Genomic DNA, 25,576 nt, shown 5'->3' with positions numbered 1-25,576 from the left:
CGTCGGTATGGCTGCATACCGTGGGTACGTACTCGCGGTATGTGACCGCGATGCACCCGTTCATCGAAGGAGCACACCATGACCTGGACGTCCTTCCACCGTCGCGGAGAGATCCTCCGCGACGCCATCGCCAGTGCCAACCGCCGCCGCGACGGCCTCCTGCCGCTCGACGTGCCCGGCGTCCACGAGACCTTCCCCGACGAGCTCAGCCTGCTCGGCGCCCTCCAGCTCCGGTGGCACACCCGCCTGGCCGGCCGGATCGAGCGCGAGCTGATGCTCCAGCCGCTCGACCTCGAGAGCGCGGTCGTCGCCGCCTGGCAGGCGACCGCCGACGAGCTCCCCGGCGTCCTCGCGATCGTCGACCGCCAGCGCGCGACCCCGGCCACGCCCGAGATCGCGGTGGCCATGGAGAAGTCGGCCGCCAAGGAGCACATCCTGCTGGCCATGATGGCCGGCCGTGTGAGCGTCCCCGACGCCGCCGCTGCGCGCGTCGGCGCCGCGATCGAGGAGCAGGCCCGCGCGACGTACGTCGGCGCCCCGGCTCCCGAGGAGCCCGAGGCCCGCACCCTCCTGGGTCGCCTGAAGGCCGCGCTCGCGGCCTGACCCACCGACCAGCACCACCGGCCAGGCAGCCCCGGTCCGACGCCACTCCCCCCTCCCGCGTCGGGCCGGGGCTGTCGTGCGTCTCGAGCACCCGGGCATGCGCGATGATGGGGACATGACCGAGGCGCGAGCCGGGATGCTGCTCGTGGCGACGCCTGCCCTGCTCGACCCCAACTTCGTCGACACCGTCGTGCTGCTCCTCGACGTCGACGACCAGGGCGCGCTCGGCGTGGTGCTCAACCGGCCCTCCGTGATCCGCGTCGGCGACGTGCTCGACGCCTGGGCCGGCGCGGTCGACGAGCCGGACGTCCTCTTCCAGGGTGGCCCGGTCGGCCCGGAGGGCGCGCTCGCCGTCGCCGTGCTGCGCGACGCGGCCGACGTCCCCGTCGGCTTCCGCGCGGTCGAGGGCGCGCTCGGGCTGGTCGACCTCGACACCCCGGTCGAGCTGCTCGAGGGCAGCCTCGCCGGCCTGCGCATCTTCGCCGGCTACGCGGGCTGGGGTGCCGCCCAGCTCGACGGCGAGATCGAGGAGGGCAGCTGGTACGTCGTCCCCGCCGAGGCCGCCGACGCGTTCCGCGACGACCCGGCCGAGCTGTGGCGCGATGTGCTCCGCCGCCAGCCGGGGGAGATGGCGTGGCACTCCACACGCCCGTTCGACCCCGAGCTCAACTGACCCCGAAGTCACGTACCCTTGGGTCCGTGACCACCATCGGCTTCTCGACAGACACGGACGTCCGCGAGGACCGCCGTACCGTCCCGACCGACGAGGGTGACCACGAGCGCTTCTCCCACTACGTGGAGAAGGACAAGCTCACCGAGGCGATGGTGATGGGCACCCCCGTCGTCGCCCTCTGCGGCAAGGTGTGGGTGCCGAGCCGGGCGCCGGAGAAGTTCCCCGTGTGCCCGGAGTGCAAGGAAGTCTGGGAGTCCCTCAAGGACGACGCCGGCGACAACAGCGGCTCCGACGAGTGACCGGGCCGGACCCCGGCCCGCAGCCGAACGCGCTCAGTCCTGCCTGGCCGGAGCGGGCCGCCTGGGGCACGGCGACCTCGCTGCGCGCGTGGCAGTCGGCCGCGATGAAGCAGTACTTCGACTCTCACCCGCGCGACTTCCTCGCGGTCGCGACTCCCGGCGCCGGCAAGACGACCTTCGCGCTGTCGGTGGCCGCGGAGCTGCTCGGCCGCCGGGTCGTCGACCGGGTCACGATCGTCGCGCCGACCGAGCACCTCAAGCTCCAGTGGGCCGAGGCCGCGGCCCGGGCCGGCATCCCGATCGACCCGACGTACTCCGCCGGCAAGGGCAAGACCTCGCAGGACTTCGTCGGCATCGCCGTGACGTACGCCGGCGTCGCCGTCAACCCGCTCGCGATGCGGATCCGCACCGAGCGCTTCAAGACCCTGGTCATCCTCGACGAGGTGCACCACGCCGGCGACGCGCTGTCGTGGGGCGAGGGCGTGCGCGAGGCCTTCGAGCCCGCGACCCGGCGGCTCGCGCTGACCGGCACCCCCTTCCGCTCCGACATCAACCCGATCCCGTTCGTCACCTACGCGCCCGGCGACAACGGCGTGCCGACCTCGGTCGCCGACTACACCTACGGCTACGCGCACGCCCTGTCGGACCACGTCGTCCGCCCGGTGCTCTTCATGGCCTACTCGGGCGAGATGACCTGGCGCACCCGCGCCGGCGACGAGATCGCCGCGCGGCTGGGCGAGCCGCTCACCAAGGACCTCACCAACCAGGCGCTGCGCACCGCGCTCGACCCGGGTGGCTCGTGGATCCCGTCGGTGCTCGCGGCCGCGGACAAGCGGCTCTCCGAGGTCCGCCGCCACGTGCCGGACGCGGGCGGCCTGGTGATCGCCACCGACCAGGACTCCGCTCGCGCCTACGCCAAGATCCTCAAGACGGTGTCGGGGGAGAGCGCCACCGTGGTGCTCTCCGACGAGAAGGCCGCGTCGAAGAAGATCAGCGACTTCAGCGCCAACGACAAGCGCTGGATGGTCGCGGTCCGGATGGTGTCCGAGGGCGTCGACGTCCCGCGCCTGGCGGTCGGCGTCTACGCGACGACGACCTCGACCCCGCTCTTCTTCGCCCAGGCCGTCGGCCGCTTCGTGCGAGCGCGGACCCGCGGCGAGATGGCGTCGATCTTCCTGCCGTCGGTGCCGAGCCTCCTCGGCTTCGCCTCCGAGATGGAGGTCCAGCGCGACCACGTGCTCGGCCGCAAGGTCAACGACGACGGCGACATCTTCGCCGCCGAGAACGACCTGCTCGCCCAGGCCAACGCCGGGGAGGGCGCCTCGGACGAGCTCGAGTTCTCCTTCGAGGCGCTCGGCTCGGAGGCGCGCTTCGACCGGGTGCTCTACGACGGCGGCGAGTTCGGCCACGCGGGCGAGGTGCACGTCGGGTCGGAGGAGGAGATGGACTTCCTCGGGATCCCCGGCCTGCTCGAGCCCGACCAGGTGCGCGAGCTGCTGCATAGCCGGCAGAGCGAGCGGGCCAAGAAGCAGAAGGCGACCCGCATCGAGGAGGCCGCCGACTCCCTGGCCGAGGTCTCCACCCACGAGCAGCTGGCGGTGCTGCGGCGGGAGCTCAACGGCCTGGTCGCCGCCTGGTACCACCGCACCGGCCAGCCGCACGGTGTCACCCACGCGGCGCTGCGCAAGGAGTGCGGCGGCCCGGCCGCGGCGGTCGCGACGAGCGACCAGCTGATGACGCGGATCGACCGGTTGCGCGAGTGGGCGACCCGGAAGAGCTCCTGACCTCGCTAGGGTCTCCGGGTGGCCGGTGAGACCTCGCAGACGCTCGACCGTGGGCTGCGCGTGCTCGACGTGCTCGCCGCGACCCCGGACGGGCTGACCGTCACCGAGCTCGCGACGCTGCTCGAGGTCAACCGCACGATCGTGCACCGGCTGGTGAGCACGCTGGAGACCCACGCGCTGGTCCGACGCGACGACCGCGGCCGGCTGCGGATCGGCCTCGGCGTGCTCCAGCTCGCGACCGCGGTGCAGCCGGTGCTGCGCGACGTGGCCACGCCCGTGCTGCGGCGGCTGGCCGAGGAGGTCGGCGCCACCGCGCACCTCACGGTCGCCGACGGCGACGAGGCGCTGGCCGTCGCGGTGGTCGAGCCGTCCTGGACCGACTTCCACGTGGGCTACCGGGTCGGCGCGCGGCACCTGCTCAGCCAGGGTGCGGCCGGCAAGGCGATCCTGCTCGCCCGCGACGGCGACCCCACGCCGTACGTCGCGACCACCGGCGAGCTCCAGGCCGGCGCCCGCGGCCTGGCCGCGCCGGTGCGCGGCGTCCCCGCCCTCGAGGCCTCCGTCGGCATCGTCACCGTGGACCCGGAGATCGACACCGCTGCCGTCGGGCCCGCGGTCGCCCGGGCCGCGGCCGAGCTCGCCGAGCGCCTGGCCTAGCCGCTCGGCGCTCTCGGCGCCCTCAGCACTCGGTGCAGGAGGGGGCGTCGACCGCCTCGACGACCGACCGCGCGGCGGCACCGAGCGCGGCCAGCTGCTCGGGGCCGAGCCGGTCGACGACGAGCCGGCGGGCCTCGCGCACGTGGCTCGGGGCCGCCTCCTCGATCTTGCGGCGGCCGGCGGGTGTCAGGTGGGCCGCCGTACGCCGGCCGGCCTCGACGCACGCCCGGCGCTCGACCCAGCCGGCGTTCTCCAGCCGGGTCACCGCGTGGGAGAGCCGGGAGGGGGAGCCCTGGGCGAGGACGGAGAGGTCGCTCATCGGCAGCGCGCCGTGCGGGGCATCGGAGAGGGCGGCGAGCACGTGGTACTCGAACATGTTCAGCCCGGTGTCGCGCTTGAGCTGGGCGTCCAGCGCCGCGGGGAGCGTCATCACGAGCCCGATCAGCGACTTCCAGTCGCGCAGCTGGTCATCGTCCAGCCAGGGCGCGTCGGTCATCTCTCCAGCGTACTGACTTGAACATTCAAGTCGACCGGTTTACCGTGGAGTTGAACATTCAAATCCAACCTCCGGGAGATCCCAGTGACCCTGCTCCGCATCGACGCCACCATCCAGGGACCCGCCTCGGCGAGCGCCGCCCTGGCCGACCTCGTCCTCGGCGAGTTCCGCGCCGGCCGTCCCGACGAGCAGGTCGTGACCCGCCACCTCGGCACCGACCCGCTGCCGGCCGACGCGTGGGCCAACGCGATCCACGGCTCGTTCACCCCGGAGGACCAGCGCACCCCCGCGCAGGCCGAGGCGCTCTCGCTCGCGGCCGGCCTCGCGACCGAGCTCCAGGAGGCCGACGCCGTGGTGCTCGCCTTCCCGCTCTACAACTTCGGCGTCTCCCAGCACGTGAAGGCGTGGTTCGACCTCGTCCTCGCCGGCGGCCCCCACGGCGCGCGCCTGCTCGAGGGCAAGCCGGTCGTCCTGGTCACCACCCGCGGCGGCGCGTACGGCGAGGGCACCCCGCGCGAGGGCTGGGACCACAGCACCGACTTCCTGCGCCGCATCCTGGTCGACATCTGGGGCGCCGACCTCACCCTGATCGAGCGCGAGTTCACCCTGGTCGGCGTCAACCCCGCCCTCGACGAGTTCACCGAGGTCGCCGCGCTGATGAAGAAGGAGGCCGAGGAGGCCGCCTCCGTCGCCGGCCGGGAGCTCGCCACCCGCTGACCTGTCAGCACAACGACGTACAGAAGTCCTGATCGGGCGGCGGCTCAGGCGGCGACGCATCGCCGACAGCCGACTTCTGTACGTCGTTGTGCTGTCGCCGCCACCAGTACCTCGCGGACCTCGTCGGGATGGAGCATCACGTCCTCCCAGGAGAACCGCAGCACCAGCCATCCGTGCACGACCATCAGGTTGTAGCGCCGCGCGTCTCGTCGCAGTGCCCGGCGGTCGCCGTGCCACTCGAACGAGTCGGCCTCGAGCACGATCCGCAGGTCGACGTCGACCAGGTCCGGGCGCGGTGCACCCGGGATCGTCGTCAGGGTGACCTGGGGCGCGACCCGCAGCCCGGGCACCTCGCCGGCGATGACGCGCAGGCACGTCTCGAACGGGTTCGCCGCCTCGGCTCGGGCCAGCGACGCCACCCGTCGGACCTTCGCCGCGCCTGCGCCTCGCGCCGTCCGGGCGACCCGCCGGAGGATCGTCTGATCTCCGTCGCGTAGCGCCGAGTCCGCGACGCAGAGTGCTTCGTCGAACGGCAGCGAGCGCAGGCAGTGGAGGAGGGTCGTCTCCCGGGGGTCGGGAGGGCGGCCCGGGTCGCGACACCGCCCATCTCGCTGACCACCTCCGCGACCTCCATGGCACCCAGCATCGGGGAGCTGAGCGTGCGATGGATCCGTCGTCCACAGGGGCGCAGGCCCTCAGGGACCGTCGGCCACCGCGCGGGCCAGCGGCAGCACCCGGTAGGGGACCTGCGTGGCCAGGGCGATGACCGTCGAGGAGCGCACGATGCGCGCGTCGTCGAGGACGTGGTCGATGACGCGCTGCAGGTCGGCGTTCGAACGGGCCACGACGCGGACCCACAGGTCGCCGGCGCCGGTGATCGTGTGCGCCTCGAGCACCTCCGGGATGGCCGCGAGGTGCTGGGCGACCGCGTCGTGACCGCCGCCGCTCGTCTCCTGGCGGATCTCCAGGGTCAGGAAGGCCGTGACCGGGTGGCCGAGCGCGGCGGGGGAGAGGTCGGGGCCCCAGCCGGTGACCACGCCGGTGGCGGCCAGCTTGTCGAGCCGGGCCTGGACCGTGCCGCGGGCGACACCGAGCCGGCGCGAGGCCTCGAGCACCCCGATCCGGGGGTCGGCGCTGAAGAGGTCGATCAACCTGCCGTCCAGCTCGTCCACGCCGCCGCCTCCTCCTGGGCAAGTTGACCAGCGTTTCGACGTACTGTTGCACATCCTGTCCTGCGCGGTCAGGCTCCTCGCCATGACGCTGACCCCGGACGAGCTCAAGGCCGACCTCACCCTCGAGCAGCTCAAGGAGCTGGTCGGGCTCGTGGAGTACGACGCCGCCAACGACCCCTTCCCGGTGACGGCCCAGGACGCCGTGTGCTTCGTGGTCGGCAACGCCACGCAGACCGCGACCTTCTACCAGCTCGCGCTCGGGATGGAGCTCGAGGCCTACCGCGGCCCCGAGAACGGCTGCCGCGACTCGAAGTCCTACGTCCTCCGCTCGGGCAGCGCCCGCTTCGTCTTCACCGGCGGCGTCACGCCGGACAGCCCGGTGCTCGACCACCACCGCAAGCACGGCGACGGCGTCGTCGACCTCGCGATGGAGGTCCCGGACGTGGACCGGTGCATCGACCACGCCCGCGCGATGGGTGCGACGATCCTGGTCGAGCCCCACGACGAGTCCGACGAGCACGGCACCGTGCGGATCGCCGCGATCGCGACGTACGGCGAGACCCGCCACACCCTCGTGGACCGGTCCCGCTACACCGGCCCCTACCTGCCCGGCTACGTCGCCGCGACGACGAAGGTCGCGCGCCGCGAAGGCCCCGCTGGATCCGGCCGGCCGAAGCGACTCTTCCAGGCCGTCGACCACTGCGTCGGCAACGTCGAGCTCGGCCGGATGGACGAGTGGGTGACCTTCTACAACAAGGTCCTCGGCTTCACGAACATGGCCGAGTTCATCGGCGACGACATCGCGACCGACTACTCCGCGCTGATGTCGAAGGTCGTCGCGAGCGGCAACCACCGCGTGAAGTTCCCGCTCAACGAGCCGGCGATCGCGAAGAAGAAGTCGCAGATCGACGAGTACCTCGAGTTCTACGACGGCGCCGGCTGCCAGCACATCGCGCTCGCGACCAACGACATCCTGCGCAGCGTCGACATCCTGCGCGACAACGGCATCGAGTTCCTCGACACCCCCGACTCCTACTACGACGACCCGGAGCTGCGCGCCCGGATCGGCGAGGTGCGGGTGCCGATCGAGGAGCTGAAGAGGCGCGGCATCCTGGTCGACCGCGACGAGGACGGCTACCTGCTCCAGATCTTCACCAAGCCGATGGGCGACCGACCCACGGTCTTCTACGAGTTCATCGAGCGGCACGGCTCGCTCGGCTTCGGCAAGGGCAACTTCAAGGCCCTCTTCGAGGCGATCGAGCGCGAGCAGGAGGCCCGCGGGAACCTCTGACGAGGTCCCCGCGAGCCGCCTCACTCGGCAGTGGTGAGCTCCACGGTCGAGCCGTGCGGCAGCGCCTGCACGAGGCGGAGCCGGGCCAGCGCGGGGTGCTCGTCGAGCAGCTTCGCGCCGTTGGCGAGCGACCGCAGGGCGGCCGTCTCGGCGCGCGCCGCCTCGAGCTGGGCGAGGCCGCGGGCCCGCGCGGTCACCAGCTCGGCGTACGCCGCCCGCAGCTCGTGCGGGAGGATCACGTCCTTGACCACGACCGTGCGCACGGCGATGCCGACCTCGGCACCAGCCGTCCGCGCGGCCCCGGCGAGCGTCTCGCCGAGCGCCAGGCGGGCCCGGCGGACCGCGTCCTCGGCGGTGACGTCGACCAGCTCGTCGCGCAGCGCGACCTGGATGGCCAGGTAGACGAGCCCGAAGGGGTCGACGGCCGCCTCGACGTAGCGCCGCGCGTCGGTGACCGCCCAGCGGACGGCCGTGGTGACGCGGACGGCGACGCCGTCGGCGGTCAGGACCTCCTGCGGGGCGGTGACGTCGAGCCGGTCGAGGACGTGCACCCGCTTGACCTCGGCGTTCGGGGCCAGCCGGTGCTTGCCTGGCTCGAGCACGCGGGTGCAGGTGCCGTCGACGTACTCGAGCAGTCGCTCGCCGGTACGCACGATCGTGGTGGTCTTGAACAGGGACATGGCTGACCTCCTTCGGTCATGGGGTGGTGGGTGGTGCTGGATGGTGCGGGTTGGTGCTGGGGCGGACGGGCCGGCGCACGACCCGTCACGGGGCACCGTCCGTCGTGCTGACCGGCCGGGCCGCTGGTGGCCGGCCGCTCACGCGCCCGCCCGTCCGCCCGGTGAGGTGGGGGAGTCGAACCCCCGCGCACATCGCGCGTATGCCAGGAGATCCCTTCACAGGGGAATCGGTCGGGGTACGACGCGCAGGACCGACCCCGGCACACCGGGTCGGCTGCTGATCCACGACCGGCCCACGACGATAGACGTCGTGGGCCGGAGGGCGCGAAGGATTTACGGCTGGGTCAGGCGAGGTCCCCGACGAGCTCGGCCTCGGCCTCGCCCTCGGTGGTGTCCGCGCCGTGGCCGCCGGCGACCTCGCCGTGCAGCGCCTTGCGGATGACCGGAGAGCCCGCGGCGATGATCACGACGCCGACGGCGATCGCGATCGCGCCGAACCAGAAGGGCGCGTGCACGCCCTGGTGCTCGAAGAGCTTCATCGCGACGTAGGGGCCGATGGCGCCGCCGGTGAAGCGGACGAAGGAGTAGGCCGCGGACGCGACCGGCCGCTCGACCGGGGCGGCGTCCATGACGGCCTCGGTGACCAGGGTGTTGTTGATGCCCAGGAGTGCGCCGACCACGATGATGCCGACCGCGATCGCGGCCTCGTGCTCGGCGAAGACGGCCATCAGCGCCATGACGACGGCGAAGAGCGAGAGCACCGCGGTCAGGGTCGGCAGCGTGCCGAACCGGCGCTGCAGCCACGGCGCGACGACCACCGAGGTGATCGCGAGCAGGACGCCCCAGCCGAAGAAGGTCCAGCCGATCTGCATGATCCCGAAGGACGGCAGCGCGAACGGGCCCGCGGCCATGAGCGTGAAGAAGCCGATGTTGTAGAAGATCGCGACCAGGGCGAGCAGCAGCAGCGCGGGGTGCTGGAGGGCGCGGAACGGGTCGGCGAGCGACGTACGGCGGCCCTGAGGCGGGGTGCTCGGGAGGAAGAACGCGGTCGCGACCAGCGCGATCGCCATCAGCGTCGAGACGCCGTAGAAGGGTGCGCGCCACGACTGCTGGCCGAGCAGGCCGCCCACGAGAGGACCGGACGCGATGCCCAGGCCGAGTGCGGCCTCGAAGAGGATGATCGCCTGCGCGACCGAGCCCTTCGACGCCTGCACGATCGTGGCGAGCGCGGTCGCGACGAAGAGCGCGTTGCCCAGGCCCCAACCGGCGCGGAAACCGATGACGGCGCCGACCGAGTCGGAGGAGCCGGCGAGCGCCGCGAAGACGATGATGACGACGAGGCCGGAGAGCAGCGTGCGCTTGGCGCCGATCCGGCTGGAGACGACGCCGGTGATCAGCATCGCGACGCCCATGACGGCCATGTAGCTGCTGAAGAGCAGCGACACCTGGCTGCCGGTGGCGCCGAGGTCGGCCGCGATCTCCTTGAGGATCGGGTCCACGAGGCCGATGCCCATGAACGCGATGACGCACGCGAAGGCGACGGCCCAGACGGCGCGGGGCTGCTTGAGGAACGAGGCGGACGGGGAGGTCACTGAGGTCCTTTCTCGAGGATGCTGCGGAGCACCGCGACCGCGGTGGCGAGGTCGTCGGTGGTGAGGTCGGGGTCGGCGGCGATGACGGCGGCGACGTGCTCGCCGTACGTCGTCCGCACCCGCGCGAGCTCGGCGCGTCCGGCACGCGTGAGGGTCACCAGGGAGGACCGCGCGTCCTCGGGGTTGGGCTCCTTGGCGACCCGCCCGAGCTCGACCAGCGTCGCGACCGCGCCGGACATGGTCGGCTGCGAGCACCGGTCCAGCTCGGCGAGCTGCGTGATGCCGAGGGGGCCGTACTGGTCGAGGAGGCTCAGCACCCTGGTCCCGGCCGGGAGCTCGAGCTCCCGGCGTACGGCGCGGACCAGGCGGGCGGCCTGGACGACCAGGTCGGAGGCGAGATCGATGTCGGACACGGCCTCCAGATTACATCGGAAACCTATGTATATCTAGTGGGGCGTCGCTCGGGCAGGATGTGCGCATGGCGACGTACATCGCGTTCCTGCGGGCTATCAACCTCGGCGCGACCCGGAAGTTCCCCAAGGACGCGATCGTCGCGGCGACGGAGGCGGCGGGATTCACCGACGTGGCGACCCACATCAACACCGGCAACGTCCGCTTCGACACGACGATGCGGTCGCGGGCGAGGATCGAGGCCGCGCTGGAGAAGGCCTACCTCGAGGACCGGGGCTTCGAGGTGCCGACCATCGTCTTCACGCAGAAGGAGCTCGCGGCGATCGCCGACGAGGCGGAGTCCTTCGGGCACGGCGGCAGGCACTACGTCTCGCTGCTCAAGGAGGCTCCGTCGGCCGCTGCGGTCGCGAAGGTCGAGGCCGTCGGGACCGCCGACGAGGTCGCGAAGGTCGGCGGTCGTGCGGTGCACCTGCTGCTCGGCGACAACTACCACGAGGCGAAGCTGACCAACGCGACCGTCGAGAAGCACCTCGGGGTCGCGACCAACCGCAACCTGACGGTGATCAGGACGCTGGCGGAGAAGTGGTGCTGACGGCGCCGGCCGCGGCGACCCGACGCAGGTCGCGCACCGACGGCGACAGCAGGGTCAGCAGCGCGATCGCGACGTAGACCACGCCGCCGGCCAGCATCACCTCCCGGGTGCCGAACACGGCGGCGAGAGGGCCGAAGGTCAGCTGGCCCACCGGGATCGCCACGAACGAGCCGAGCATGTCGTAGGAGTAGGCCCGCGAGAGCATCTCGTCGGGCACGTGCTCCTGCATGGCGAGGTTCCAGCCGAGGTTGAAGACCTCGGTGCCCATGCCGGCCAGGACCGCCACCACCATGACCGCGCCGGTCTGCGGGTGGGCGCCGAGGACGATCAGCGGGAGCCCGAGGAAGGCGACCCCGAGCATCCCGGACCGGAGCGGCCGGCGCACCGGCACCCGCATCATCACCAGGGTCATCGCGACCACCCCGAACGCCTCGGCCGAGAGGATCAGGCCCCAGCCGTGCGCACCGATGTCGGTGTCGTTGGCGAGCGCCGGGCCGAGCGTGAGGAGACCTCCGGCGTGGATGACGTTCATGAAGCCGAAGGCCAGCACGACGACCCACAGCCAGGTCGTGCTCCGGACGTAGTCCCAGCCCTCGCGCAGCTCGCGCGCCATCGACGGGGTGCTGCCGTGGCGCTCGCGGGGAGGGAGCCGGACCGGGGCGAGCAGGACGGCGGCGCCCAGCCACGTCGCGGCGTCCGCGGCGAGCGCCCAACCGGGCCCCACGCCGGCGACGAGGACGGCGGCGACGCTCGGTCCGATGATCGTGAGGGCGCCGCGCGACATCGCGATCAGCAGGTTGGCCGGCTGCAGCTGGTCACGGGGCACCAGCGCCGGGACGATCCCGGCCATCGCCGGCATGCTCATCGACGAGAGGGTGCCGTTGAACGCGCCCAGGACCACGAAGTGCCACAGCTCGGCGTGCCCCGAGATCAGCAGCGCGGCGATGGCCGCCTGCGTGGCCGCCGCGCCGAGGTTCGAGACCTGGATGACGAGCGCCCGGCCGAGGCGATCGGCGACGACGCCGCCGAAGAGCAGGAACACCACCTCCGGGATGGTGCGAGCGGCCAGGACCAGGCCGAGCGCACCCGCGGAGTCGCTCACCTCCAGGACGGCGAAGGCCAGCGCGACGGGTGCCATGGTCGAGCCGGCGAGGTTGACCAGGCGGGAGAGGAAGTACCACCGGAACCGCGGCTCGTGAAGCGGGGCGAGGGCCGAGGAACGGGTGAACATTGCGTTGCGGATCATGTCATCCCTTGTGCTCGCGCGGCCCCGCGGGATAGAACGTCCTGCGCTCATGTCCGTTCTCGGGAGGAACTGTCGTGTCTGAAGTCATGCCGTCTCGTCGTGCCGTCATCGCGGGGGGAGTCACCGGCGCCGCCGCCCTGACCGCCGCGGGCTACGCCGAACCGTCGTACGCCGCCACCTCGGAGGTCGCCGCCGCGCGGCGCGGTGGGAAGCGGGTGCGGCTCACCGTCCTCGGCACCACCGACCTGCACGGCAACGTCTACAACTGGGACTACTTCAAGAACGCCGAGTTCGACGACACCGCGCACAACGACATCGGGCTCGCCAAGGTCGCCACGCTGATCAAGGCGATGCGCAAGGAGCGCAAGGGCGAGCCGATCCTCACCCTCGACGCCGGCGACACGATCCAGGGCACCCCGCTGGCCTACTACTACGCCAAGATCGACCCGATCACCGACGGCGCCACGCACCCGATGGCGCGGGCGATGAACCTCGTGAAGTACGACGCGGCCGCGCTCGGCAACCACGAGTTCAACTACGGCCTCGACACCCTGCGGACCTTCGAGGACCAGCTCGACTTCCCGCTCCTCGGCGCCAACGCGGTCGACCCGCAGACCAAGCGGCCGGCCTTCCCGCCGTATCTGATCAAGACCTTCAAGCTCGGCAAGGGCCGGACCCTCAAGGTCGGCATCCTCGGCCTCACCAACCCCGGCATCGCGATCTGGGACAAGGCCAACGTCGAGGGGAAGATGGAGTTCCCCGGGCTCGTCGAGCAGGCGAAGAAGTTCGTGCCACTGCTGAAGAAGAAGGGCTGCGACCTCGTCATCGTCTCGGCCCACTCCGGCGCGACCACCTCGTCGTCGTACGGCGACGCCCTGCCCTTCCCGGAGAACGCCTCGTCGCTGGTGGCCGAGGAGGTGCCGCACGTCGACGCGATCCTGGTCGGTCACGCGCACGTCGAGATCGCCCAGCAGTTCGTCCGCAACAAGAAGACCGGCCAGCAGGTGCTGCTGTGCGAGCCGTCGTACTGGGGCCGCCGGCTCGCGGTGATGGACCTCGTCGTGCAGGAGGTCTTCACCAAGCGGGGCAAGCCGGAGTGGTTGCTCGTGCAGGCCGGCTCCCAGGTGCTCAACTCCAACACCGTCGACGAGGACACCGCGGTGGCCGGCGCGGTGCAGGAGCAGCACGACACGGTGATCGACTACGTCAACTCCGTCATCGGCACCTCCGCCGAGGAGCTGACCGCGGCCCGCGCGGTGGTCGAGGACGTCCCGATCATCGACTTCGTCAACTACGTGCAGGCCGACGCGGTGAAGGCGGGGCTCAGCGGTGACGCCGCGTCGCTGCCGGTGCTGTCGATCGCGGCGCCCTTCAACCGCGCCGCGTCGTTCCCGGCGGGCGAGGTCACCGTCCGCGACGTCGCGGGCCTCTACATCTACGACAACACGCTGCTCGGGGTGCAGGTCAGCGGTGCCGACGTGAAGGCCTACCTCGAGTACTCCGCCCGCTACTTCAAGCAGGTCACCGGCAGCGGTCCGTTCACGATGGACCAGGTGACCAACGCGGTGACGACGGCGGCGCCCAACGGCACGCCCGACTACAACTACGACGCCGTCGCCGGCCTCGACGCCCCGCTGACCTACGACATCGACATCTCGCAGCCCGTCGACTCGCGGATCCTGAACCTCGCGTACGACGGAACGCCCGTCGCCGACGCCGACCAGTTCGTGATGGCGGTCAACAACTACCGCCAGTCCGGTGGCGGCGGCTTCCCGGCCGTCTCGACCGCCACGGTCGTCTACAACCGGCAGAACGAGATCCGTCAGCTGCTCATCGACTGGGTCACCGAGCACGGCACCATCGACCCCGCCGAGTTCGCCTCCGTCGACTGGCGCCTCGTCTCCGGCGGCACCCCCGTCACGATCAGCTGACAACCAACCGCGTGGCAGGGTCGTCCCAGGGAGGACAGCACACGACGACCGCAAGGAAGTGACATGACCTCTCTCGGGCTCTCCCGTCTCGCCAAGGGCCTCCTGGCCGCTCTCACGATGACCGCACTCACCCTCGGCCTGCTCGGGGCGGCGGTGGCGCCGGCGCAGGCGGCGCCGGGCAAGGTGGTCACGATCAAGGGCATCCACGTGATCCACACCCACCGTCAGGCCGACCGCTGGCTCGGCCGCACCTCGCAGGACTTCCGCGACTACGTCGTGGGCCGCAGCAAGGTGGTGCAGCGGCAGGAGAAGCAGGCCGGGGGGAGCCCGTCGTGCGTGAAGCAGGCCGGGGTCGTGGTCACCAAGTACGACACCCTCGGCTACGCGACCGGCGCCGAGGGCAGCTGCGGTGGCGCGGCCACGCTCTACACCGACTACGCCGACGGCCGGCGCCACGGCGGATCCTGGCGGATGGTGAAGGCCACCCAGGACAGCTTCTACTGCCCCGTGCTCAAGCGCTTCGAGGTCCCGAGCGCCCTGGTGGGCACGAGCTGCTACAGCCCCAAGCGGCACAAGGAGATCCGCTACCACCAGCGCTGAGCGCCGCGGTCACTCTCCTCGGAAGACCGGCCGGCGACGCTCGGAGAAGGCGCGCATCCCCTCGGCGACGTCCGAGGTGCGGAGCAGCACCGTCTGCCCCGTGCGCTCGCGCTCCAGGGCGTCGTCGAGGCCGGTCAGGGTGGCGGCGTTGATCGCCTTCTTCGTCGCGGCGAAGGACAGCGGCGGTCCGGAGGAGAGCCGGCCGGCGATCTTCGCGACGGTCGCCGCGAGGTCGTCGTCCGGTACGACGTGGGTGACCAGGCCCGCCTCCAGCGCGTCGGCCGCCGACAGCGGCTCCGCCAGGAGCGCCATCCGCATGGCGCGAGCGCGACCGACCGAGGCCGCGACGGTGTACGTCGTACCGCCGTCGGGCATCAGGCCGATCCGGGCGAACGCGAGCAGGAACGACGCGGAGGCGCCGGCGACCACCAGGTCGCAGGCCAGCGCGACCGAGCAGCCGACACCGGCGGCGACGCCGTTCACGGCCGCGACCACGGGCTTGTCGCAGGACACGACGGCGCGCACCATCCGGTTGGCCCGGTCCAGGGCGCGGACGTCGAAGCGCTCGTGGGCGTCCTCGCCGGAGATGTCGGCGCCGGCGCTGAAGGCCGGTCCGGCGCCGGTGATCACGACGACCCGCACGTCCGGGTCCGAGGGCACCCGCTCGAGCGTGGTCGCGAGCCCGTCGGACATCTCGTCGCTCATCGCGTTGAAGACGTCCGGCCGGTTCAGGGTGAGCGTCAGGACCCCGTCGTCGAGCGAGGTCAGCAGGTCAGGCAACGTGCACCCCGGCCGTGCGCAGCTCGTCGAGCGCCGCGGTCGTGGACTCGGGCGCCACGCCGGCGCACAGGTCGACCAGCAGCCGGGTCTCGAAGCCGTTGCCGACGGCGTCGAGCGCCGTGGCCCGCACGCAGAAGTCGGTCGCGATCCCGCACACGTCGACCGCGGTCACCTCGTGCGTCCGCAGCCAGTCCGTCAGCGCGACCCCGTCGACCGAGCGACCCTCGAAGCCGGAGTAGGCCGCCGCGTGCTCACCCTTGAGGAAGATCGCGTCGAAGGGCTGCGGGTCCAGGTTGGGGTGGAAGGCCTCCCCGTCCGTCCCCACCCGGCAGTGCACCGGCCACGAGTCGACGTAGTCGGGCTCCTTCGCCCAGTGCGCGCCCGGGTCGACGTGGTGGTCCTTGGTCGCGACGACGTGGTCGTACGTCGGGGACTCCGGACCCTTCGCGCACCAGGACCGCAGCAGCGACCCGATGTCGGCGGCCACCTCCGCCCCGCCGGCGACGGGCAGCGAGCCGCCCTCGCAGAAGTCGTTCTGGACGTCGACGACGATCAACGCACGCTTCATACGCCCACCGTAGGGATGACCGCCTCCCCGCGCGACATCTGGCGGATCTCGTCGGGCAGCTCCGCGCGCGAGGCGAGGTGCCGCTCCCGCGCTGCGTCGAGCGACTCGCGCCCGACGATCTCGCCGGCGCGGACCAGCGGCACCAGGAGCTCGCGGTCGTCCCCGTCGTCGCGCGGCGGGTGGCCGACGCCGATCAGCTCGGCCTCGGCCACGCCGCTCGCCGAGCGTCGGCGCACGGCGTACTTGCGGCCGCCGACCGACTCCTTGTCGACGCTGCGCTTGGCCACCGAGACCAGGTCGCCGGAGGCCGACTCGCGGGCGACCAGCTTGTAGACGAAGCCGCAGGTCGGGTGCCCGCTGCCGGTGACCAGCTCGGTACCGACGCCGTACCCGTCGACCGGCGAGGCGGCCAGCGCCGCGATCGCGTGCTCGTCGAGGTCGCTGGTGACGATGATCCGCGTCGAGGTCGCGCCGAGGCCGTCGAGCTGGGCGCGCACCCGGTGCGCGAGCAGGCCGAGGTCCCCGGAGTCGATGCGCACGGCACCGAGCTCCGGCCCGGCGATCGCGACCGCGCGCTCGACGGCCGCCTCGATGTCGTAGGTGTCGACGAGGAGGGTCGTGCCGGCGCCGAGCGACCCGACCTGCGCCCGGAACGCGTCGTCCTCGGTGTCGTGGAGGAGCGTGAAGCTGTGCGCGCTGGTGCCGGTCGTGGGAACGCCGTAGCGATGCCGGGCCGCGAGGTTGGAGCTCGCCGCGAAGCCCGCGACGTACGCCGCCCGCGCGGCCGCGACGGCGGCCTCCTCGTGCGTGCGCCGCGACCCCATCTCGATGCAGGGCCGGTCGCCCGCGGCCAGCGTCATGCGGGACGCGGCGGAGGCGATGGCGGAGTCGTGGTTGTAGACCGAGAGCAGCACGGTCTCCAGGAGCACCGCCTCGGCGAAGGTCGACTCGACCACCAGCACCGGCGAGTGCGGGAAGTAGGCCTCGCCCTCGGCGTAGCCCCACACGTCGCCCTGGAAGCGGTACGCCGCCAGCCGGTCGAGCGTCGCCCGGTCCACGACGCCGTCGAGGGCGGCCAGCACCTCGTCGTCGAAGACGAAGCGCTCGATCGCGTCCAGGGCCCGGCCGACGCCCGCGACCACGCCGTACCGGCGCCCCTCCGGCAGCCTCCGTGGGAAGAGCTCGAAGACCGAGCGCCGGTCCGCGGTGCCCGATCGGAGGGCCGCCTGGAGCATCGTCAGCTCGTAGTGATCGGTCAACAGCGCGGTTGAGTTGGCCACGACCGACAGTGTGCCAACATGGGGTCGTGACCGCGCCCGTCGAGGTCGAGCCGACCCTCACGCCCGACGAGATCACCCTCACCGCCAAGCCGTGGGTGACGATCGTGTGGAACGACCCCGTCAACCTGATGTCCTACGTCACCTACGTCTTCCAGAAGTACTTCGGCTACGCGAAGGACAAGGCGGAGAAGCTGATGATGGAGGTCCACGAGGACGGCAAGTCGGTGGTCAGCCACGGCAGCCGCGAGGAGATGGAGCGCGACGTGCAGGCCATGCACGAGTACGGCCTGTGGGCGACGATGGACAAGCAGGACTGACCGGGTGGGTGGGTTCCAGAGGCATCGCCGCAGCAAGCTGATCATCGCCAACTTCTCCGGCTTCGAGGCCGACCTGCTGCGCTCCCTGGCCGGCCAGCTCGTCGAGCTGCTCCGCAACGAGGCGGCCGTCCCGCGGGACGACAGCGCCGACCCGTTCGAGGCGATGTTCGACTTCAGCGGTCCCACGCAGGCGCCCGAGGATCCCGTCCTCGCGCGGCTCTTCCCGACGGCCTACCCCGCCGACGAGGAGGCCGCCGCGGAGTTCCGGCGCTTCACCGAGGGCACCCTGCGCGACGGCAAGGCCGACGCCGCCATCACGATCATCGACACCCTCGAGGAGGCCGGCCTGCCGACCGAGCTGGCCGAGGAGGGTCTGGTCATCGACGTCGAGCTCGACGAGCCGACCGCCGAGACCTGGATGCGCTCCTTCACCGACCTGCGCCTGGCGCTCGCCACCCGGCTGGGCGTCGAGGAGGGGGACGAGGCCTTCTGGTACGCGCTGCCCGACGACGACGCGCGCGCCCAGGCGCACGACATCTACGAGTGGGTCGGCTACCTGCAGGAGACGCTCGTGCAGGCCCTGACCGACTGACCCGATCGAGGAGTCCCATGCCGATCCCGCCGTACGTCGCCGAGATGCGCGCCCTCATCGGCACCCGCGAGATGTGGCTGCCCGGCGTCACCGCGATCGTGCTGCGCGGCCCGGCCGAGGCCCGCGAGGTGCTGCTCACCCTGCGCTTCGACAACGGCCAGTGGGCGCCGATCACCGGCATCCTCGACCCGGGGGAGGAGCCCGCCGTCGGCACCGCGCGCGAGGCGTTCGAGGAGGCCGCCGTCGAGGTCAGCGTCGACCGGCTGGCCTCGGTGAAGGTGAGCCCGCAGGTCACGCACGCCAACGGAGACCTCGCGATCTACCTCGACCTGACCTTCGCCTGCTCGTGGGTGAGCGGCGAGGCGCGGGTCAACGACGACGAGAACACCGACGTGCGCTGGTGGCCGCTGTCCGACCTGCCGCCGATGCCCGAGTGGCTGGTCGAGCGGATCGACGACGTCCTCGCCGGTGAGACCGCGACCAGGTTCCGGTCCGCCGTCTCGTAGTCTGGACCGCGTGCTGACCATCGACCGGGCGACGTACGACGCCATCGTCGCCCACGCCAAGCGCGACCACCCCGACGAGGCGTGCGGGATCGTCGCGGGCCCCGAGGGCAGCGACCGGCCGGAGCGGTGGGTCGAGATGGTCAACGCGGCCGGCTCGCCGACCTTCTACGAGTTCGACTCGACGGACCTCTTCCAGCTCTACAAGGAGATGGACGCGAACGACGAGGAGCCGGTGGTCGTCTACCACTCGCACACCGCGACCGAGGCCTACCCGAGCCGCACCGACATCGGCCTCGCGAGCGAGCCGAACGCCCACTACGTGCTCGTCAGCACACGCGAGCACGGGAATAGTGAGGGCCCGGTGGAGTTCAGGTCCTACAGGATCGTCGACGGCGAGGTGACCGAGGAAGAGGTCACCGTGGTCGACGAGCTGCCCAGCAACTGAGTGTCACGAGGAGTCACAGCCATGGCCATCGAGGTCCGGATCCCGACCATCCTGCGCACCTACACCGGTGGTGAGAAGGCCGTCAGCGCGGACGGCGCCAGCCTGAGCGCGCTCATCGACGACCTCGAGGTCAACCACCCCGGCATCAAGGACCGTCTGATCGACAACGGCGACCTGCGCCGCTTCGTCAACGTCTACATCAACGACGAGGACGTCCGCTTCATCGGCGGCCTCGAGGCCGAGCTCGCCGACGGCGACCAGGTCGTCGTGCTGCCGGCGGTCGCCGGCGGCGCACACTGATCGGCTGACGCGATGGCCGAGCGTCGTACCTTCGTCCTCGTCGACGGCGAGAACATCGACGCGACCCTCGGCAACTCGCTGCTCGGGCGCCGCCCGCTCCCCGAGGAGCGGCCGCGCTGGGAGCGCGTGACGGCGTACGCCGAGGAGCTGTGGGACCAGCCGGTCACCGGCCTGTTCTTCCTCAACGCCTCCAACGGCCAGCTGCCCTCGACCTTCGTCCAGGCGCTGCTGGCGATCGGCTACCGCCCGGTGCCGCTGGCCGGCAGCACCGACCAGAAGGTCGTCGACATCGGCATCCAGCGCACCCTGGACGCCCTCGTCGTCCGCGAGGACGACGTGCTGCTGGTCAGCCACGACGCCGACTTCGTCGACCACCTCGACCGGCTCGCCGACGGGTCGCGCCGGGTCGGCGTGATCGCGCTGCGCGAGTACACCAGCATCCAGTACGACGCCCGCGGCATCGAGGTCCACGACCTCGAGGACGAGGTGATGGCCTTCAAGGTCCCGCTGCCGCGCGTCCGCATCATCCCGCTGGACCAGTTCGACCCGGAGACGTTCCTCAGATGACCCGCTACGACAACCTGCTCGCCTCCGTCGGCGGCACACCGCTGATCGGGCTGCCGCGGCTCTCGCCGTCGGCCGACGTACGCCTCTGGGCGAAGCTCGAGGACCGCAACCCGACCGGCTCGATCAAGGACCGCCCGGCCCTGAAGATGATCGAGGAGGCCGAGAAGGACGGCACGCTGCGACCCGGCTGCACCATCCTCGAGCCGACGTCGGGCAACACCGGCATCTCGCTGGCCATGGCCGCCAAGCTCAAGGGCTACCGGATCGTCTGCGTGATGCCGGAGAACACCTCCGAGGAGCGCCGTCAGCTGCTGCGGATGTGGGGCGCCGAGATCGTCTCCTCGCCGGCCGCGGGCGGCTCCAACGAGGCCGTCCGGGTCGCGAAGCGGATCGCCGCCGAGCACCCCGACTGGGTGATGCTCTACCAGTACGGCAACGCCGCCAACGCCCTCGCCCACGAGCAGGGCACGGGCCCCGAGCTGCTCGCCGACCTGCCCTCGATCACCCACTTCGTCGCCGGCCTCGGCACCACCGGCACCCTCATGGGCGTCAGCCGCTTCTTCCGGTCCGCCAAGCCCGAGGTCAGGATCGTCGCCGCCGAGCCCCGCTACGGCGAGCTGGTCTACGGCCTGCGCAACCTCGACGAGGGCTTCGTCCCCGAGCTGTACGACGCCGAGCTGATCGACAGCCGCTTCTCGGTCGGCCCGCGCGACGCCGTCCGCCGGGTCCGCGAGCTCCTCGAGCTCGAGGGCATCTTCGCCGGCGTCTCGACCGGGGCGATCCTGCACGCCGCGCTCGGCCAGGCCGCCAAGGCGGTCAAGGCGGGGGAGACGGCCGACATCGCGTTCGTGGTCGCCGACGGCGGCTGGAAGTACCTCTCCACCGGCGCCTACGAGGGCACCGTCGACGAGGCCGAGGACCGCCTCGAGGGCCAGCTCTGGGCCTGAGGCCCCTCAGCTGACGTCGAGGTCCTGCGCGGCGTCGAGCTCGCTGCCGGGAATCTTCGGCAGGCCGAGCAGGTCGAGCGCGAGGTTGCCCAGGTCGCCGTTGCGCACGGGCTGCCGCGCCGCGGCGTACCCCGGCCGCCGCTTGCCCGGGTCGCGGTAGTCGGGGTTGAGGTCATAGAGGTCGCCCGCGGTGACGCCGTCGCCCCACACCACGAACGGGATCCGGTAGTTGGCGAGGATCCGTGCCGAGTGGCTGGTCGACCCCGGCGCGAAGCCGTGGTCGGCGGTCAGCACGATCCGCACGTCGCTCAGCTGCGGGTCGTCGGCGATCGCGTCGACGACCGTGCCGAGCTGCCGGTCGGTGGTCGCGACGGCGTCGAGGTAGGCGGCGGACATCCCGCCGTCGGAGTGGCCGAACCGGTCCGGCAGCGAGACGTGCAGGAAGACGAACCGTCGGTCCTTGGCCACCAGGTCCTTGCGCGCGAGCCGGACGAGTCGCTGCTGGTTCTCGCGGACGGTGTAGCGGTCGATGGCGTGCGGCCACGAGCGCTCGTAGAGGCCGAACTTCTCCTTGGTGGTGAAGAGCGCGGTCTTCTGCGCGGCGTCGTGCACCTCCTCGAAGACCGACTCGACCGCGTGGCCGGCGGCCTTCTGCACCGTCATCGCCGGGCGGTCGTCGTCCCACGTGACACCGTGGCCGCCCCGCGCGGCGTCGATCCGGCGGCTGGTCATCATGCTCGTGTGGTTGGGCAGGGTGACGTTCTGCTCGTACTCCGTGCGCGCATTGAGCGTGCCGGCTCCCTCGTCGAGGAGGCGGTGGAAGGTCGGCGCGCGGTCGGTGCCGAGCTTGCGGATCGCCTGGGTGTTGAGCCCGTCGACGGAGATCGCGAGCACCCGCCCGGTGACCTCGGGTGCGTGGCCGAGCCGGCCCGGCGGCGCCGTCCGGGCCTCGGCGGCGGCCGCCGGTCCGAGGAGGGTGGTGGCCAGCAGGGGGACGAGCAGCAGCCGCGCGGTCCGAGACGTCATGGACCTGACCGTACCTGCCGTGACCGGCGTCTCCCGTGACCTGAGTCGCGCAGCCACCGCGTCGGGGGTCCGACGCTCTAGCCTTCTCGGTGTGGACGACGTGGATGCCCCGATCGGGATCTTCGACTCCGGCTTCGGCGGCCTGACGGTGGCGCGGTCGGTGATCGACCAGCTGCCGCACGAGTCGATCGTCTACGTCGGCGACACCGCTCGTCAGCCCTACGGCCCCAAGCCGATCGGCGAGGTCCGGGAGTACGCCCTCGAGTGCCTCGACCACCTGGTCGCGCTCGGCGTCAAGGCGCTCGTCATCGCGTGCAACTCCGCCTCCGCCGCCATGCTCCGCGACGCACGCGAGCGCTACGACGTCCCGGTCGTCGAGGTGATCCTCCCGGCCACCCGCCGCGCGGTCGCGGCCAGCCGCACCGGCCGGATCGGCGTCATCTGCACCCGCGCGACGGCGGAGTCGATGGCCTACGACGACGCGTTCGCGGCGGCGCCGCACGTCGAGCTCTTCACCCGCGCCTGCCCGCAGTTCGTCGACTTCGTCGAGGCCGGCGTGACCGGCGGCGACGAGCTGATCGCGGTGGCCCACGACTACCTCGACCCGCTCACCTCGGCCGGCGTCGACACGGTCATCCTCGGCTGCACCCACTACCCCCTGCTCACCGGCGTCATCTCCTACGTCATGGGCGACAACGTCACGCTGGTCAGCAGCGCCGAGGAGTGCGCCAAGGACGTCTACAAGATGCTCGTCGGCACCGACCTGATGCGGCCGGGTGGGACCCCGTCGTACACCTTCCTGACCACGGGCTCGCCCGACGAGTTCGAGGTCATCGGCCGGCGCTTCCTCGGCCCCGAGATGGTGGCGGCGTCCCAGTTCGTCGGCGGACTGACGGTGTGACGTGCGCCTGACCATCGTCGGCTGCTCCGGCAGCTATCCCGGACCCGACTCACCGGCCTCCTGCTACCTCCTCGAGGAGGAGCGCGACGGTCGCACCTGGCGGGTGCTGCTCGACCTCGGCAGCGGCGCCCTCGGCGCGCTGCACCACTACGTCGACCCGCTGGCCGTCGACGCCGTGCTGCTCAGCCACCTGCACGCCGACCACTGCCTCGACCTGTGCGGCTACTACGTCCTGCGCAAGTACCACCCGACCGGCGCCCAGCCGCGGATCCCGGTCTGGGGGCCCGACGGCACCGCGGCGCGGATGGCCCGCGCCTACGACCTCCCGGCCGACCCGGGCATGACCGCCGAGTTCGACTTCCGCACCTGGGACGGCGTCGTCGAGATCGGGCCGTTCACGGTCGAGCCGGTCCAGGTCGAGCACCCGGTCCCGGCCTACGGCGTGCGGGTCAGCGCCGGCGGCCGCACCCTCGCCTACACGGGCGACACCGGTCCGTGCGCGGCGCTCGACGACCTCGCCCGCGACGTCGACCTGCTGCTCGCCGAGGCGTCCTTCCGCACCGGTGACGACAACCCGCCCGACCTGCACCTCACCGGCGCCGACGGCGGCGACGTCGCGACCCGCGCCGGTGCCCGGCGCCTCGTGCTCACCCACGTGCCGCCCTGGCACGACCCCGCCGTCGCGCTCGGCGAGGCGACCGCGGCGTACGACGGCCCGGTGGAGCTCGCGAGGCCCGGAGCGGTCTACGACATGTAGCCCGCGTCGTGGACGCAGATGGCGATCTGCACGCGGTTGGTGACCGTCAGCTTCTCGAAGAGCCGGGAGACGTGCGCCTTCACCGTCGGCACCGACAGGTAGAGCTCGGCGGCGATCTCCGCGTTGCTGAGCCCACGCCCGACGGCGAGCGCGACCTCGTGCTCCCGGTCGGTGAGCAACGCCAGCCGTGCCTCCGCCTCGGCCGCGCGGGTCGCCGCCGACGACGCGGACTCGTCCGGCTCGGCGCGCAGCCGACGGATCAGCGTGCGGGTGACCGAGGGGGAGAGCATCGGCTCGTCGGCGACCACCTTGCGGATCGCCTCGACGATCTGGGCCGGCGGGGTGTCCTTGAGCAGGAAGCCGTCGGCGCCCGAGCCCAGGGCCTCGACGACGTGCTCGTCGGCGTCGAACGTGGTCAGCACGATCACCCGCGGCGGCCGGGGCTCGCCGTGCAGCTCGCGGGTCGCGGCCAGCCCGTCGAGGCGCGGCATCCGGATGTCCATGAGCACCACGTCCGGCCGCAGCTCCCGGGCCAGGCGCAGGCCGTGGACGCCGTCGGCGGCCTCGCCGACGACCTCGAGGTCGGGCTGCCCGCCCAGCATCAGCTGGAGGGCCGAGCGGACCAGCGGGTCGTCGTCGACGACGAGCACGCGGGTGGTCACGACGCCCACGGTATCCAGCCGTGGAGCTCGAACATCGCCCCGCGACGCCCCGCCTCCAGACGCCCACCCCGCAGCTCGGCGCGCTCGGTGAGGCCGACCAGCCCGAGTCCGGCGCCGGGGGTCTGCGTCGGCCCGAAGCCGACCGGGTTGGTGAGCACCACGGAGATGCCGTCGTCGCGGCTGCCGCTGATCCGGACGGTCAGCAGTGCGCCCGGGGCGTGCTTGCGGGCGTTGGTCATGCCCTCCTGGACGATCCGGTAGACGGTCCGGCCCACGGCGTCCGGCACCGGCGCGTCGCCGAAGAGGTCCTCGACCTCGACCCGCATCCCGGCCTCGCGGGCCTCGGCGACGAGGCAGGTGAGGTCGGCGTACGTCGGCTGCGGGCTGCTGCGGCGCTCGCCGGCGTCGTCGCGCAGCACGCCGAGCACGTCGCGCAGGTCGGTGAGCGCCTCGTGCGCCTGGTCGCGGATCACGGAGGCGCTGGCGCGCATCTCGTCGGCGGTGAGGTCCTCGCGGTAGGCGAGCGCGCCGGCGTGCATCGACACCTGGGAGATGCGGTGGGCGAGCACGTCGTGCATCTCCCGGGCGATCCGGGCCCGCTCGTTGCTGCGCGCCTGCGTGAGCCGCAGCTCCTGCTCGGCCTCGGCCCGCTCGGCCCGGTTGCGCAGGGTCCAGATCAGCTCGCGCCGGGAGCCGACGTACATGCCCCAGCTGATCACCGCGACGGAGGCGACCAGGTTGACGGTGATGTCGATCCAGAAGGGTTCGTCGCCGGTCGGCAGCACGGTGCTGAAGAACTGGCTCGCCGCGAAGCTGACCGAGCCGACCACCGCGATCTCGCGCCACCGGCGCCGCGTCGAGAGCGAGACGATCGCGAGCACGGCCGGACCGGAGGCCGTGCCCGACACGGCGCTCACCAGCGCCAGGACCAGCGCGACCGTGACCGGCCACCGGCGCCGGAAGAAGACGAGGACGAACGACGCGGCGCCGAGCGCCAGGTCGGCGAGCACCCACAGCTCGGAGATGTCCTCCTGCTTGTCGGCGACCGGCAGCCACGCGATCGCGGAGATCAGCAGCATGGCCAGGAGGCGCCACAGGTGTCCCCAGAGCCGCAGCGGCGACTGGTACTCCTGGGGCGAGGGACGGTCCACCCCGCAAGGCTAGGGGCCGCGTCCGCGGCGTAC

At 72.0% G+C, this 25,576-nt stretch carries 32 protein-coding genes; 19 read left to right on the top strand and 13 right to left on the bottom strand.

Annotated elements, in window-relative coordinates; translation table 11 throughout:
- Positions 1–78 precede the first annotated feature (78 nt).
- From K8U61_RS04725 to K8U61_RS04705, 5 genes are all read left to right on the top strand, one after another.
- On the top strand, positions 79–603 hold the full coding sequence (locus K8U61_RS04725) for a hypothetical protein (protein ID WP_224121806.1): 525 nt from the start codon (positions 79–81) through the stop codon (positions 601–603).
- 115 nt (positions 604–718) lie between these two features.
- Positions 719–1,276, top strand: a complete 558-nt coding sequence (locus K8U61_RS04720) for a YqgE/AlgH family protein (RefSeq protein ID WP_224121805.1) — start codon at positions 719–721, stop codon at positions 1,274–1,276.
- A 35-nt stretch (positions 1,277–1,311) separates the two neighbouring features.
- Positions 1,312–1,575, top strand: a complete 264-nt coding sequence (locus K8U61_RS04715; protein ID WP_224121931.1) for a DUF3039 domain-containing protein — start codon at positions 1,312–1,314, stop codon at positions 1,573–1,575.
- A gap of 104 nt (positions 1,576–1,679) precedes the next feature.
- Positions 1,680–3,359, top strand: coding sequence for a DEAD/DEAH box helicase (locus tag K8U61_RS04710; RefSeq protein WP_372454191.1), 1,680 nt, complete (start codon positions 1,680–1,682; stop codon positions 3,357–3,359).
- Positions 3,360–3,377: 18 nt separating this feature from the next.
- Entirely contained in the window at positions 3,378–4,016 is a 639-nt protein-coding gene (locus K8U61_RS04705) for an IclR family transcriptional regulator (RefSeq protein ID WP_224121803.1), read from the top strand.
- A 22-nt stretch (positions 4,017–4,038) separates the two neighbouring features.
- Here the strand turns inward: K8U61_RS04705 and K8U61_RS04700 are convergent, their stop codons facing one another.
- Complete coding sequence (locus K8U61_RS04700; protein ID WP_224121802.1) at positions 4,039–4,512, bottom strand: MarR family winged helix-turn-helix transcriptional regulator; 474 nt, start codon at positions 4,510–4,512, stop codon at positions 4,039–4,041.
- Positions 4,513–4,596: 84 nt separating this feature from the next.
- Here K8U61_RS04700 and K8U61_RS04695 point away from each other — a divergent pair, with 84 nt between their 5' ends.
- Complete coding sequence (locus K8U61_RS04695; RefSeq protein WP_224121801.1) at positions 4,597–5,229, top strand: FMN-dependent NADH-azoreductase; 633 nt, start codon at positions 4,597–4,599, stop codon at positions 5,227–5,229.
- Between the two features lie 44 nt (positions 5,230–5,273).
- On the opposite strand, the gene K8U61_RS04690 is transcribed toward K8U61_RS04695, so the two are convergent.
- Together K8U61_RS04690 and K8U61_RS04685 are read right to left on the bottom strand one after the other, a co-directional pair.
- Positions 5,274–5,648, bottom strand: a complete 375-nt coding sequence (locus K8U61_RS04690; RefSeq protein WP_224121800.1) for a DUF559 domain-containing protein — start codon at positions 5,646–5,648, stop codon at positions 5,274–5,276.
- Between the two features lie 276 nt (positions 5,649–5,924).
- Positions 5,925–6,401, bottom strand: a complete 477-nt coding sequence (locus tag K8U61_RS04685; protein ID WP_224121799.1) for an Lrp/AsnC family transcriptional regulator — start codon at positions 6,399–6,401, stop codon at positions 5,925–5,927.
- Positions 6,402–6,483: 82 nt separating this feature from the next.
- On the opposite strand from K8U61_RS04685, the gene hppD reads away from it, so the two are divergent.
- The gene (hppD, locus tag K8U61_RS04680) at positions 6,484–7,692 is read left to right on the top strand and encodes a 4-hydroxyphenylpyruvate dioxygenase (protein ID WP_224121798.1); all 1,209 of its coding nucleotides are present in this window, start codon (positions 6,484–6,486) and stop codon (positions 7,690–7,692) included.
- A gap of 20 nt (positions 7,693–7,712) precedes the next feature.
- On the opposite strand, the gene K8U61_RS04675 is transcribed toward hppD, so the two are convergent.
- The 3 genes from K8U61_RS04675 to K8U61_RS04665 all read right to left on the bottom strand — a co-directional run bounded on the left by K8U61_RS04675 (position 7,713) and on the right by K8U61_RS04665 (position 10,377).
- Positions 7,713–8,372 carry a slipin family protein gene (locus K8U61_RS04675; RefSeq protein WP_224121797.1) on the bottom strand — a complete coding sequence of 220 codons (660 nt, stop codon included), beginning with the start codon at positions 8,370–8,372 and terminating at the stop codon, positions 7,713–7,715.
- A gap of 344 nt (positions 8,373–8,716) precedes the next feature.
- The gene (locus tag K8U61_RS04670; RefSeq protein ID WP_224121796.1) at positions 8,717–9,964 is read right to left on the bottom strand and encodes an MFS transporter; all 1,248 of its coding nucleotides are present in this window, start codon (positions 9,962–9,964) and stop codon (positions 8,717–8,719) included.
- A complete protein-coding gene (locus K8U61_RS04665; RefSeq protein WP_224121795.1) occupies positions 9,961–10,377 on the bottom strand; it encodes a MarR family winged helix-turn-helix transcriptional regulator in 417 nt (138 codons plus the stop codon). The genes K8U61_RS04670 and K8U61_RS04665 overlap by 4 nt, the downstream gene beginning before the upstream one ends.
- Positions 10,378–10,442: 65 nt before the next feature.
- Between K8U61_RS04665 and K8U61_RS04660 the strand changes: the two genes are divergently transcribed.
- Positions 10,443–10,967: a DUF1697 domain-containing protein gene (locus K8U61_RS04660; RefSeq protein ID WP_224121794.1), complete on the top strand. Its 525-nt coding sequence runs from the start codon at positions 10,443–10,445 to the stop codon at positions 10,965–10,967.
- Here the strand turns inward: K8U61_RS04660 and K8U61_RS04655 are convergent.
- Positions 10,939–12,213: an MFS transporter gene (locus tag K8U61_RS04655; RefSeq protein ID WP_224121793.1), complete on the bottom strand. Its 1,275-nt coding sequence runs from the start codon at positions 12,211–12,213 to the stop codon at positions 10,939–10,941. The genes K8U61_RS04660 and K8U61_RS04655 overlap by 29 nt on opposite strands.
- A gap of 86 nt (positions 12,214–12,299) precedes the next feature.
- Between K8U61_RS04655 and K8U61_RS04650 the strand changes: the two genes are divergently transcribed.
- Both K8U61_RS04650 and K8U61_RS04645 read left to right on the top strand, forming a co-directional pair.
- The gene (locus tag K8U61_RS04650) at positions 12,300–14,144 is read left to right on the top strand and encodes a bifunctional metallophosphatase/5'-nucleotidase (protein ID WP_224121792.1); all 1,845 of its coding nucleotides are present in this window, start codon (positions 12,300–12,302) and stop codon (positions 14,142–14,144) included.
- 63 nt (positions 14,145–14,207) lie between these two features.
- Positions 14,208–14,744 (top strand): hypothetical protein, encoded by a 537-nt coding sequence (locus tag K8U61_RS04645; RefSeq protein WP_224121791.1) that lies wholly within the window; start codon positions 14,208–14,210, stop codon positions 14,742–14,744.
- A 9-nt stretch (positions 14,745–14,753) separates the two neighbouring features.
- Here the strand turns inward: K8U61_RS04645 and K8U61_RS04640 are convergent, their stop codons facing one another.
- From K8U61_RS04640 to K8U61_RS04630, 3 genes are read right to left on the bottom strand one after another with little or no spacing between them, the layout of a single operon-like run.
- Positions 14,754–15,524, bottom strand: coding sequence for an enoyl-CoA hydratase (locus tag K8U61_RS04640; RefSeq protein ID WP_224121790.1), 771 nt, complete (start codon positions 15,522–15,524; stop codon positions 14,754–14,756).
- Positions 15,517–16,092, bottom strand: coding sequence for an isochorismatase family protein (locus tag K8U61_RS04635; protein WP_224121789.1), 576 nt, complete (start codon positions 16,090–16,092; stop codon positions 15,517–15,519). Before K8U61_RS04635 ends, K8U61_RS04640 begins: the two co-directional genes overlap by 8 nt.
- Positions 16,089–17,372 carry a nicotinate phosphoribosyltransferase gene (locus tag K8U61_RS04630; protein ID WP_224121788.1) on the bottom strand — a complete coding sequence of 428 codons (1,284 nt, stop codon included), beginning with the start codon at positions 17,370–17,372 and terminating at the stop codon, positions 16,089–16,091. The genes K8U61_RS04635 and K8U61_RS04630 overlap by 4 nt, the downstream gene beginning before the upstream one ends.
- Before the next feature lie 26 nt (positions 17,373–17,398).
- On the opposite strand from K8U61_RS04630, the gene clpS reads away from it, so the two are divergent.
- Genes clpS through K8U61_RS04595 form a run of 7 tightly spaced genes read left to right on the top strand, consistent with a single transcriptional unit; the run spans position 17,399 to position 21,046 of the window.
- Positions 17,399–17,689, top strand: a complete 291-nt coding sequence (gene clpS, locus K8U61_RS04625; protein WP_224121787.1) for an ATP-dependent Clp protease adapter ClpS — start codon at positions 17,399–17,401, stop codon at positions 17,687–17,689.
- A gap of 4 nt (positions 17,690–17,693) precedes the next feature.
- The gene (locus tag K8U61_RS04620) at positions 17,694–18,281 is read left to right on the top strand and encodes a DUF2017 domain-containing protein (protein ID WP_224121786.1); all 588 of its coding nucleotides are present in this window, start codon (positions 17,694–17,696) and stop codon (positions 18,279–18,281) included.
- A 17-nt stretch (positions 18,282–18,298) separates the two neighbouring features.
- Positions 18,299–18,787 (top strand): NUDIX hydrolase, encoded by a 489-nt coding sequence (locus K8U61_RS04615; protein ID WP_224121785.1) that lies wholly within the window; start codon positions 18,299–18,301, stop codon positions 18,785–18,787.
- A gap of 10 nt (positions 18,788–18,797) precedes the next feature.
- The gene (locus K8U61_RS04610) at positions 18,798–19,232 is read left to right on the top strand and encodes a M67 family metallopeptidase (RefSeq protein WP_224121784.1); all 435 of its coding nucleotides are present in this window, start codon (positions 18,798–18,800) and stop codon (positions 19,230–19,232) included.
- A 21-nt stretch (positions 19,233–19,253) separates the two neighbouring features.
- Complete coding sequence (locus tag K8U61_RS04605) at positions 19,254–19,532, top strand: MoaD/ThiS family protein (protein WP_224121783.1); 279 nt, start codon at positions 19,254–19,256, stop codon at positions 19,530–19,532.
- 12 nt (positions 19,533–19,544) lie between these two features.
- Positions 19,545–20,099, top strand: coding sequence for an NYN domain-containing protein (locus K8U61_RS04600; protein WP_224121782.1), 555 nt, complete (start codon positions 19,545–19,547; stop codon positions 20,097–20,099).
- Entirely contained in the window at positions 20,096–21,046 is a 951-nt protein-coding gene (locus K8U61_RS04595; RefSeq protein WP_224121781.1) for a PLP-dependent cysteine synthase family protein, read from the top strand. The genes K8U61_RS04600 and K8U61_RS04595 overlap by 4 nt, the downstream gene beginning before the upstream one ends.
- A 6-nt stretch (positions 21,047–21,052) precedes the next feature.
- Here the strand turns inward: K8U61_RS04595 and K8U61_RS04590 are convergent, their stop codons facing one another.
- Complete coding sequence (locus K8U61_RS04590) at positions 21,053–22,072, bottom strand: alkaline phosphatase family protein (protein ID WP_224121780.1); 1,020 nt, start codon at positions 22,070–22,072, stop codon at positions 21,053–21,055.
- 91 nt (positions 22,073–22,163) lie between these two features.
- On the opposite strand from K8U61_RS04590, the gene murI reads away from it, so the two are divergent.
- Both murI and K8U61_RS04580 read left to right on the top strand, forming a co-directional pair.
- Positions 22,164–22,973 carry a glutamate racemase gene (murI, locus tag K8U61_RS04585; protein ID WP_224121779.1) on the top strand — a complete coding sequence of 270 codons (810 nt, stop codon included), beginning with the start codon at positions 22,164–22,166 and terminating at the stop codon, positions 22,971–22,973.
- Position 22,974: 1 nt separating this feature from the next.
- Entirely contained in the window at positions 22,975–23,730 is a 756-nt protein-coding gene (locus tag K8U61_RS04580; protein ID WP_224121778.1) for an MBL fold metallo-hydrolase, read from the top strand.
- Here K8U61_RS04580 and K8U61_RS04575 read toward each other — a convergent pair.
- Positions 23,718–24,392: a response regulator transcription factor gene (locus K8U61_RS04575; protein WP_372454187.1), complete on the bottom strand. Its 675-nt coding sequence runs from the start codon at positions 24,390–24,392 to the stop codon at positions 23,718–23,720. The two genes, K8U61_RS04580 and K8U61_RS04575, sit on opposite strands and share 13 nt — an antisense overlap.
- Positions 24,389–25,543, bottom strand: coding sequence for a sensor histidine kinase (locus K8U61_RS04570; RefSeq protein WP_224121776.1), 1,155 nt, complete (start codon positions 25,541–25,543; stop codon positions 24,389–24,391). Before K8U61_RS04570 ends, K8U61_RS04575 begins: the two co-directional genes overlap by 4 nt.
- Positions 25,544–25,576 lie beyond the last annotated feature (33 nt).

Origin of the sequence: Nocardioides mangrovi (genome assembly GCF_020073815.1) — a bacterium.
GTDB lineage: Bacteria > Actinomycetota > Actinomycetes > Propionibacteriales > Nocardioidaceae > Nocardioides > Nocardioides mangrovi.
The sequence above is the reverse complement of the archived record's forward strand: the minus strand, read 5'-3'. Positions and strand labels throughout refer to the sequence as shown.

Coding starts and splice junctions, on each gene's coding strand:
- K8U61_RS04725 (WP_224121806.1), top strand. CDS start 79: ATGACCTGGACGTCCTTCCACCGTCGCGGAGAGATCCTCCGCGACGCC.
- K8U61_RS04720 (WP_224121805.1), top strand. CDS start 719: ATGACCGAGGCGCGAGCCGGGATGCTGCTCGTGGCGACGCCTGCCCTG.
- K8U61_RS04710 (WP_372454191.1), top strand. CDS start 1,680: ATGAAGCAGTACTTCGACTCTCACCCGCGCGACTTCCTCGCGGTCGCG.
- K8U61_RS04700 (WP_224121802.1), bottom strand. CDS start 4,512: ATGACCGACGCGCCCTGGCTGGACGATGACCAGCTGCGCGACTGGAAG.
- hppD (WP_224121798.1), top strand. CDS start 6,484: ATGACGCTGACCCCGGACGAGCTCAAGGCCGACCTCACCCTCGAGCAG.
- K8U61_RS04675 (WP_224121797.1), bottom strand. CDS start 8,372: ATGTCCCTGTTCAAGACCACCACGATCGTGCGTACCGGCGAGCGACTG.
- K8U61_RS04660 (WP_224121794.1), top strand. CDS start 10,443: ATGGCGACGTACATCGCGTTCCTGCGGGCTATCAACCTCGGCGCGACC.
- K8U61_RS04655 (WP_224121793.1), bottom strand. CDS start 12,213: ATGATCCGCAACGCAATGTTCACCCGTTCCTCGGCCCTCGCCCCGCTT.
- K8U61_RS04650 (WP_224121792.1), top strand. CDS start 12,300: ATGCCGTCTCGTCGTGCCGTCATCGCGGGGGGAGTCACCGGCGCCGCC.
- K8U61_RS04645 (WP_224121791.1), top strand. CDS start 14,208: ATGACCTCTCTCGGGCTCTCCCGTCTCGCCAAGGGCCTCCTGGCCGCT.
- K8U61_RS04635 (WP_224121789.1), bottom strand. CDS start 16,092: ATGAAGCGTGCGTTGATCGTCGTCGACGTCCAGAACGACTTCTGCGAG.
- K8U61_RS04615 (WP_224121785.1), top strand. CDS start 18,299: ATGCCGATCCCGCCGTACGTCGCCGAGATGCGCGCCCTCATCGGCACC.
- K8U61_RS04605 (WP_224121783.1), top strand. CDS start 19,254: ATGGCCATCGAGGTCCGGATCCCGACCATCCTGCGCACCTACACCGGT.
- K8U61_RS04600 (WP_224121782.1), top strand. CDS start 19,545: ATGGCCGAGCGTCGTACCTTCGTCCTCGTCGACGGCGAGAACATCGAC.
- K8U61_RS04595 (WP_224121781.1), top strand. CDS start 20,096: ATGACCCGCTACGACAACCTGCTCGCCTCCGTCGGCGGCACACCGCTG.
- K8U61_RS04590 (WP_224121780.1), bottom strand. CDS start 22,072: ATGACGTCTCGGACCGCGCGGCTGCTGCTCGTCCCCCTGCTGGCCACC.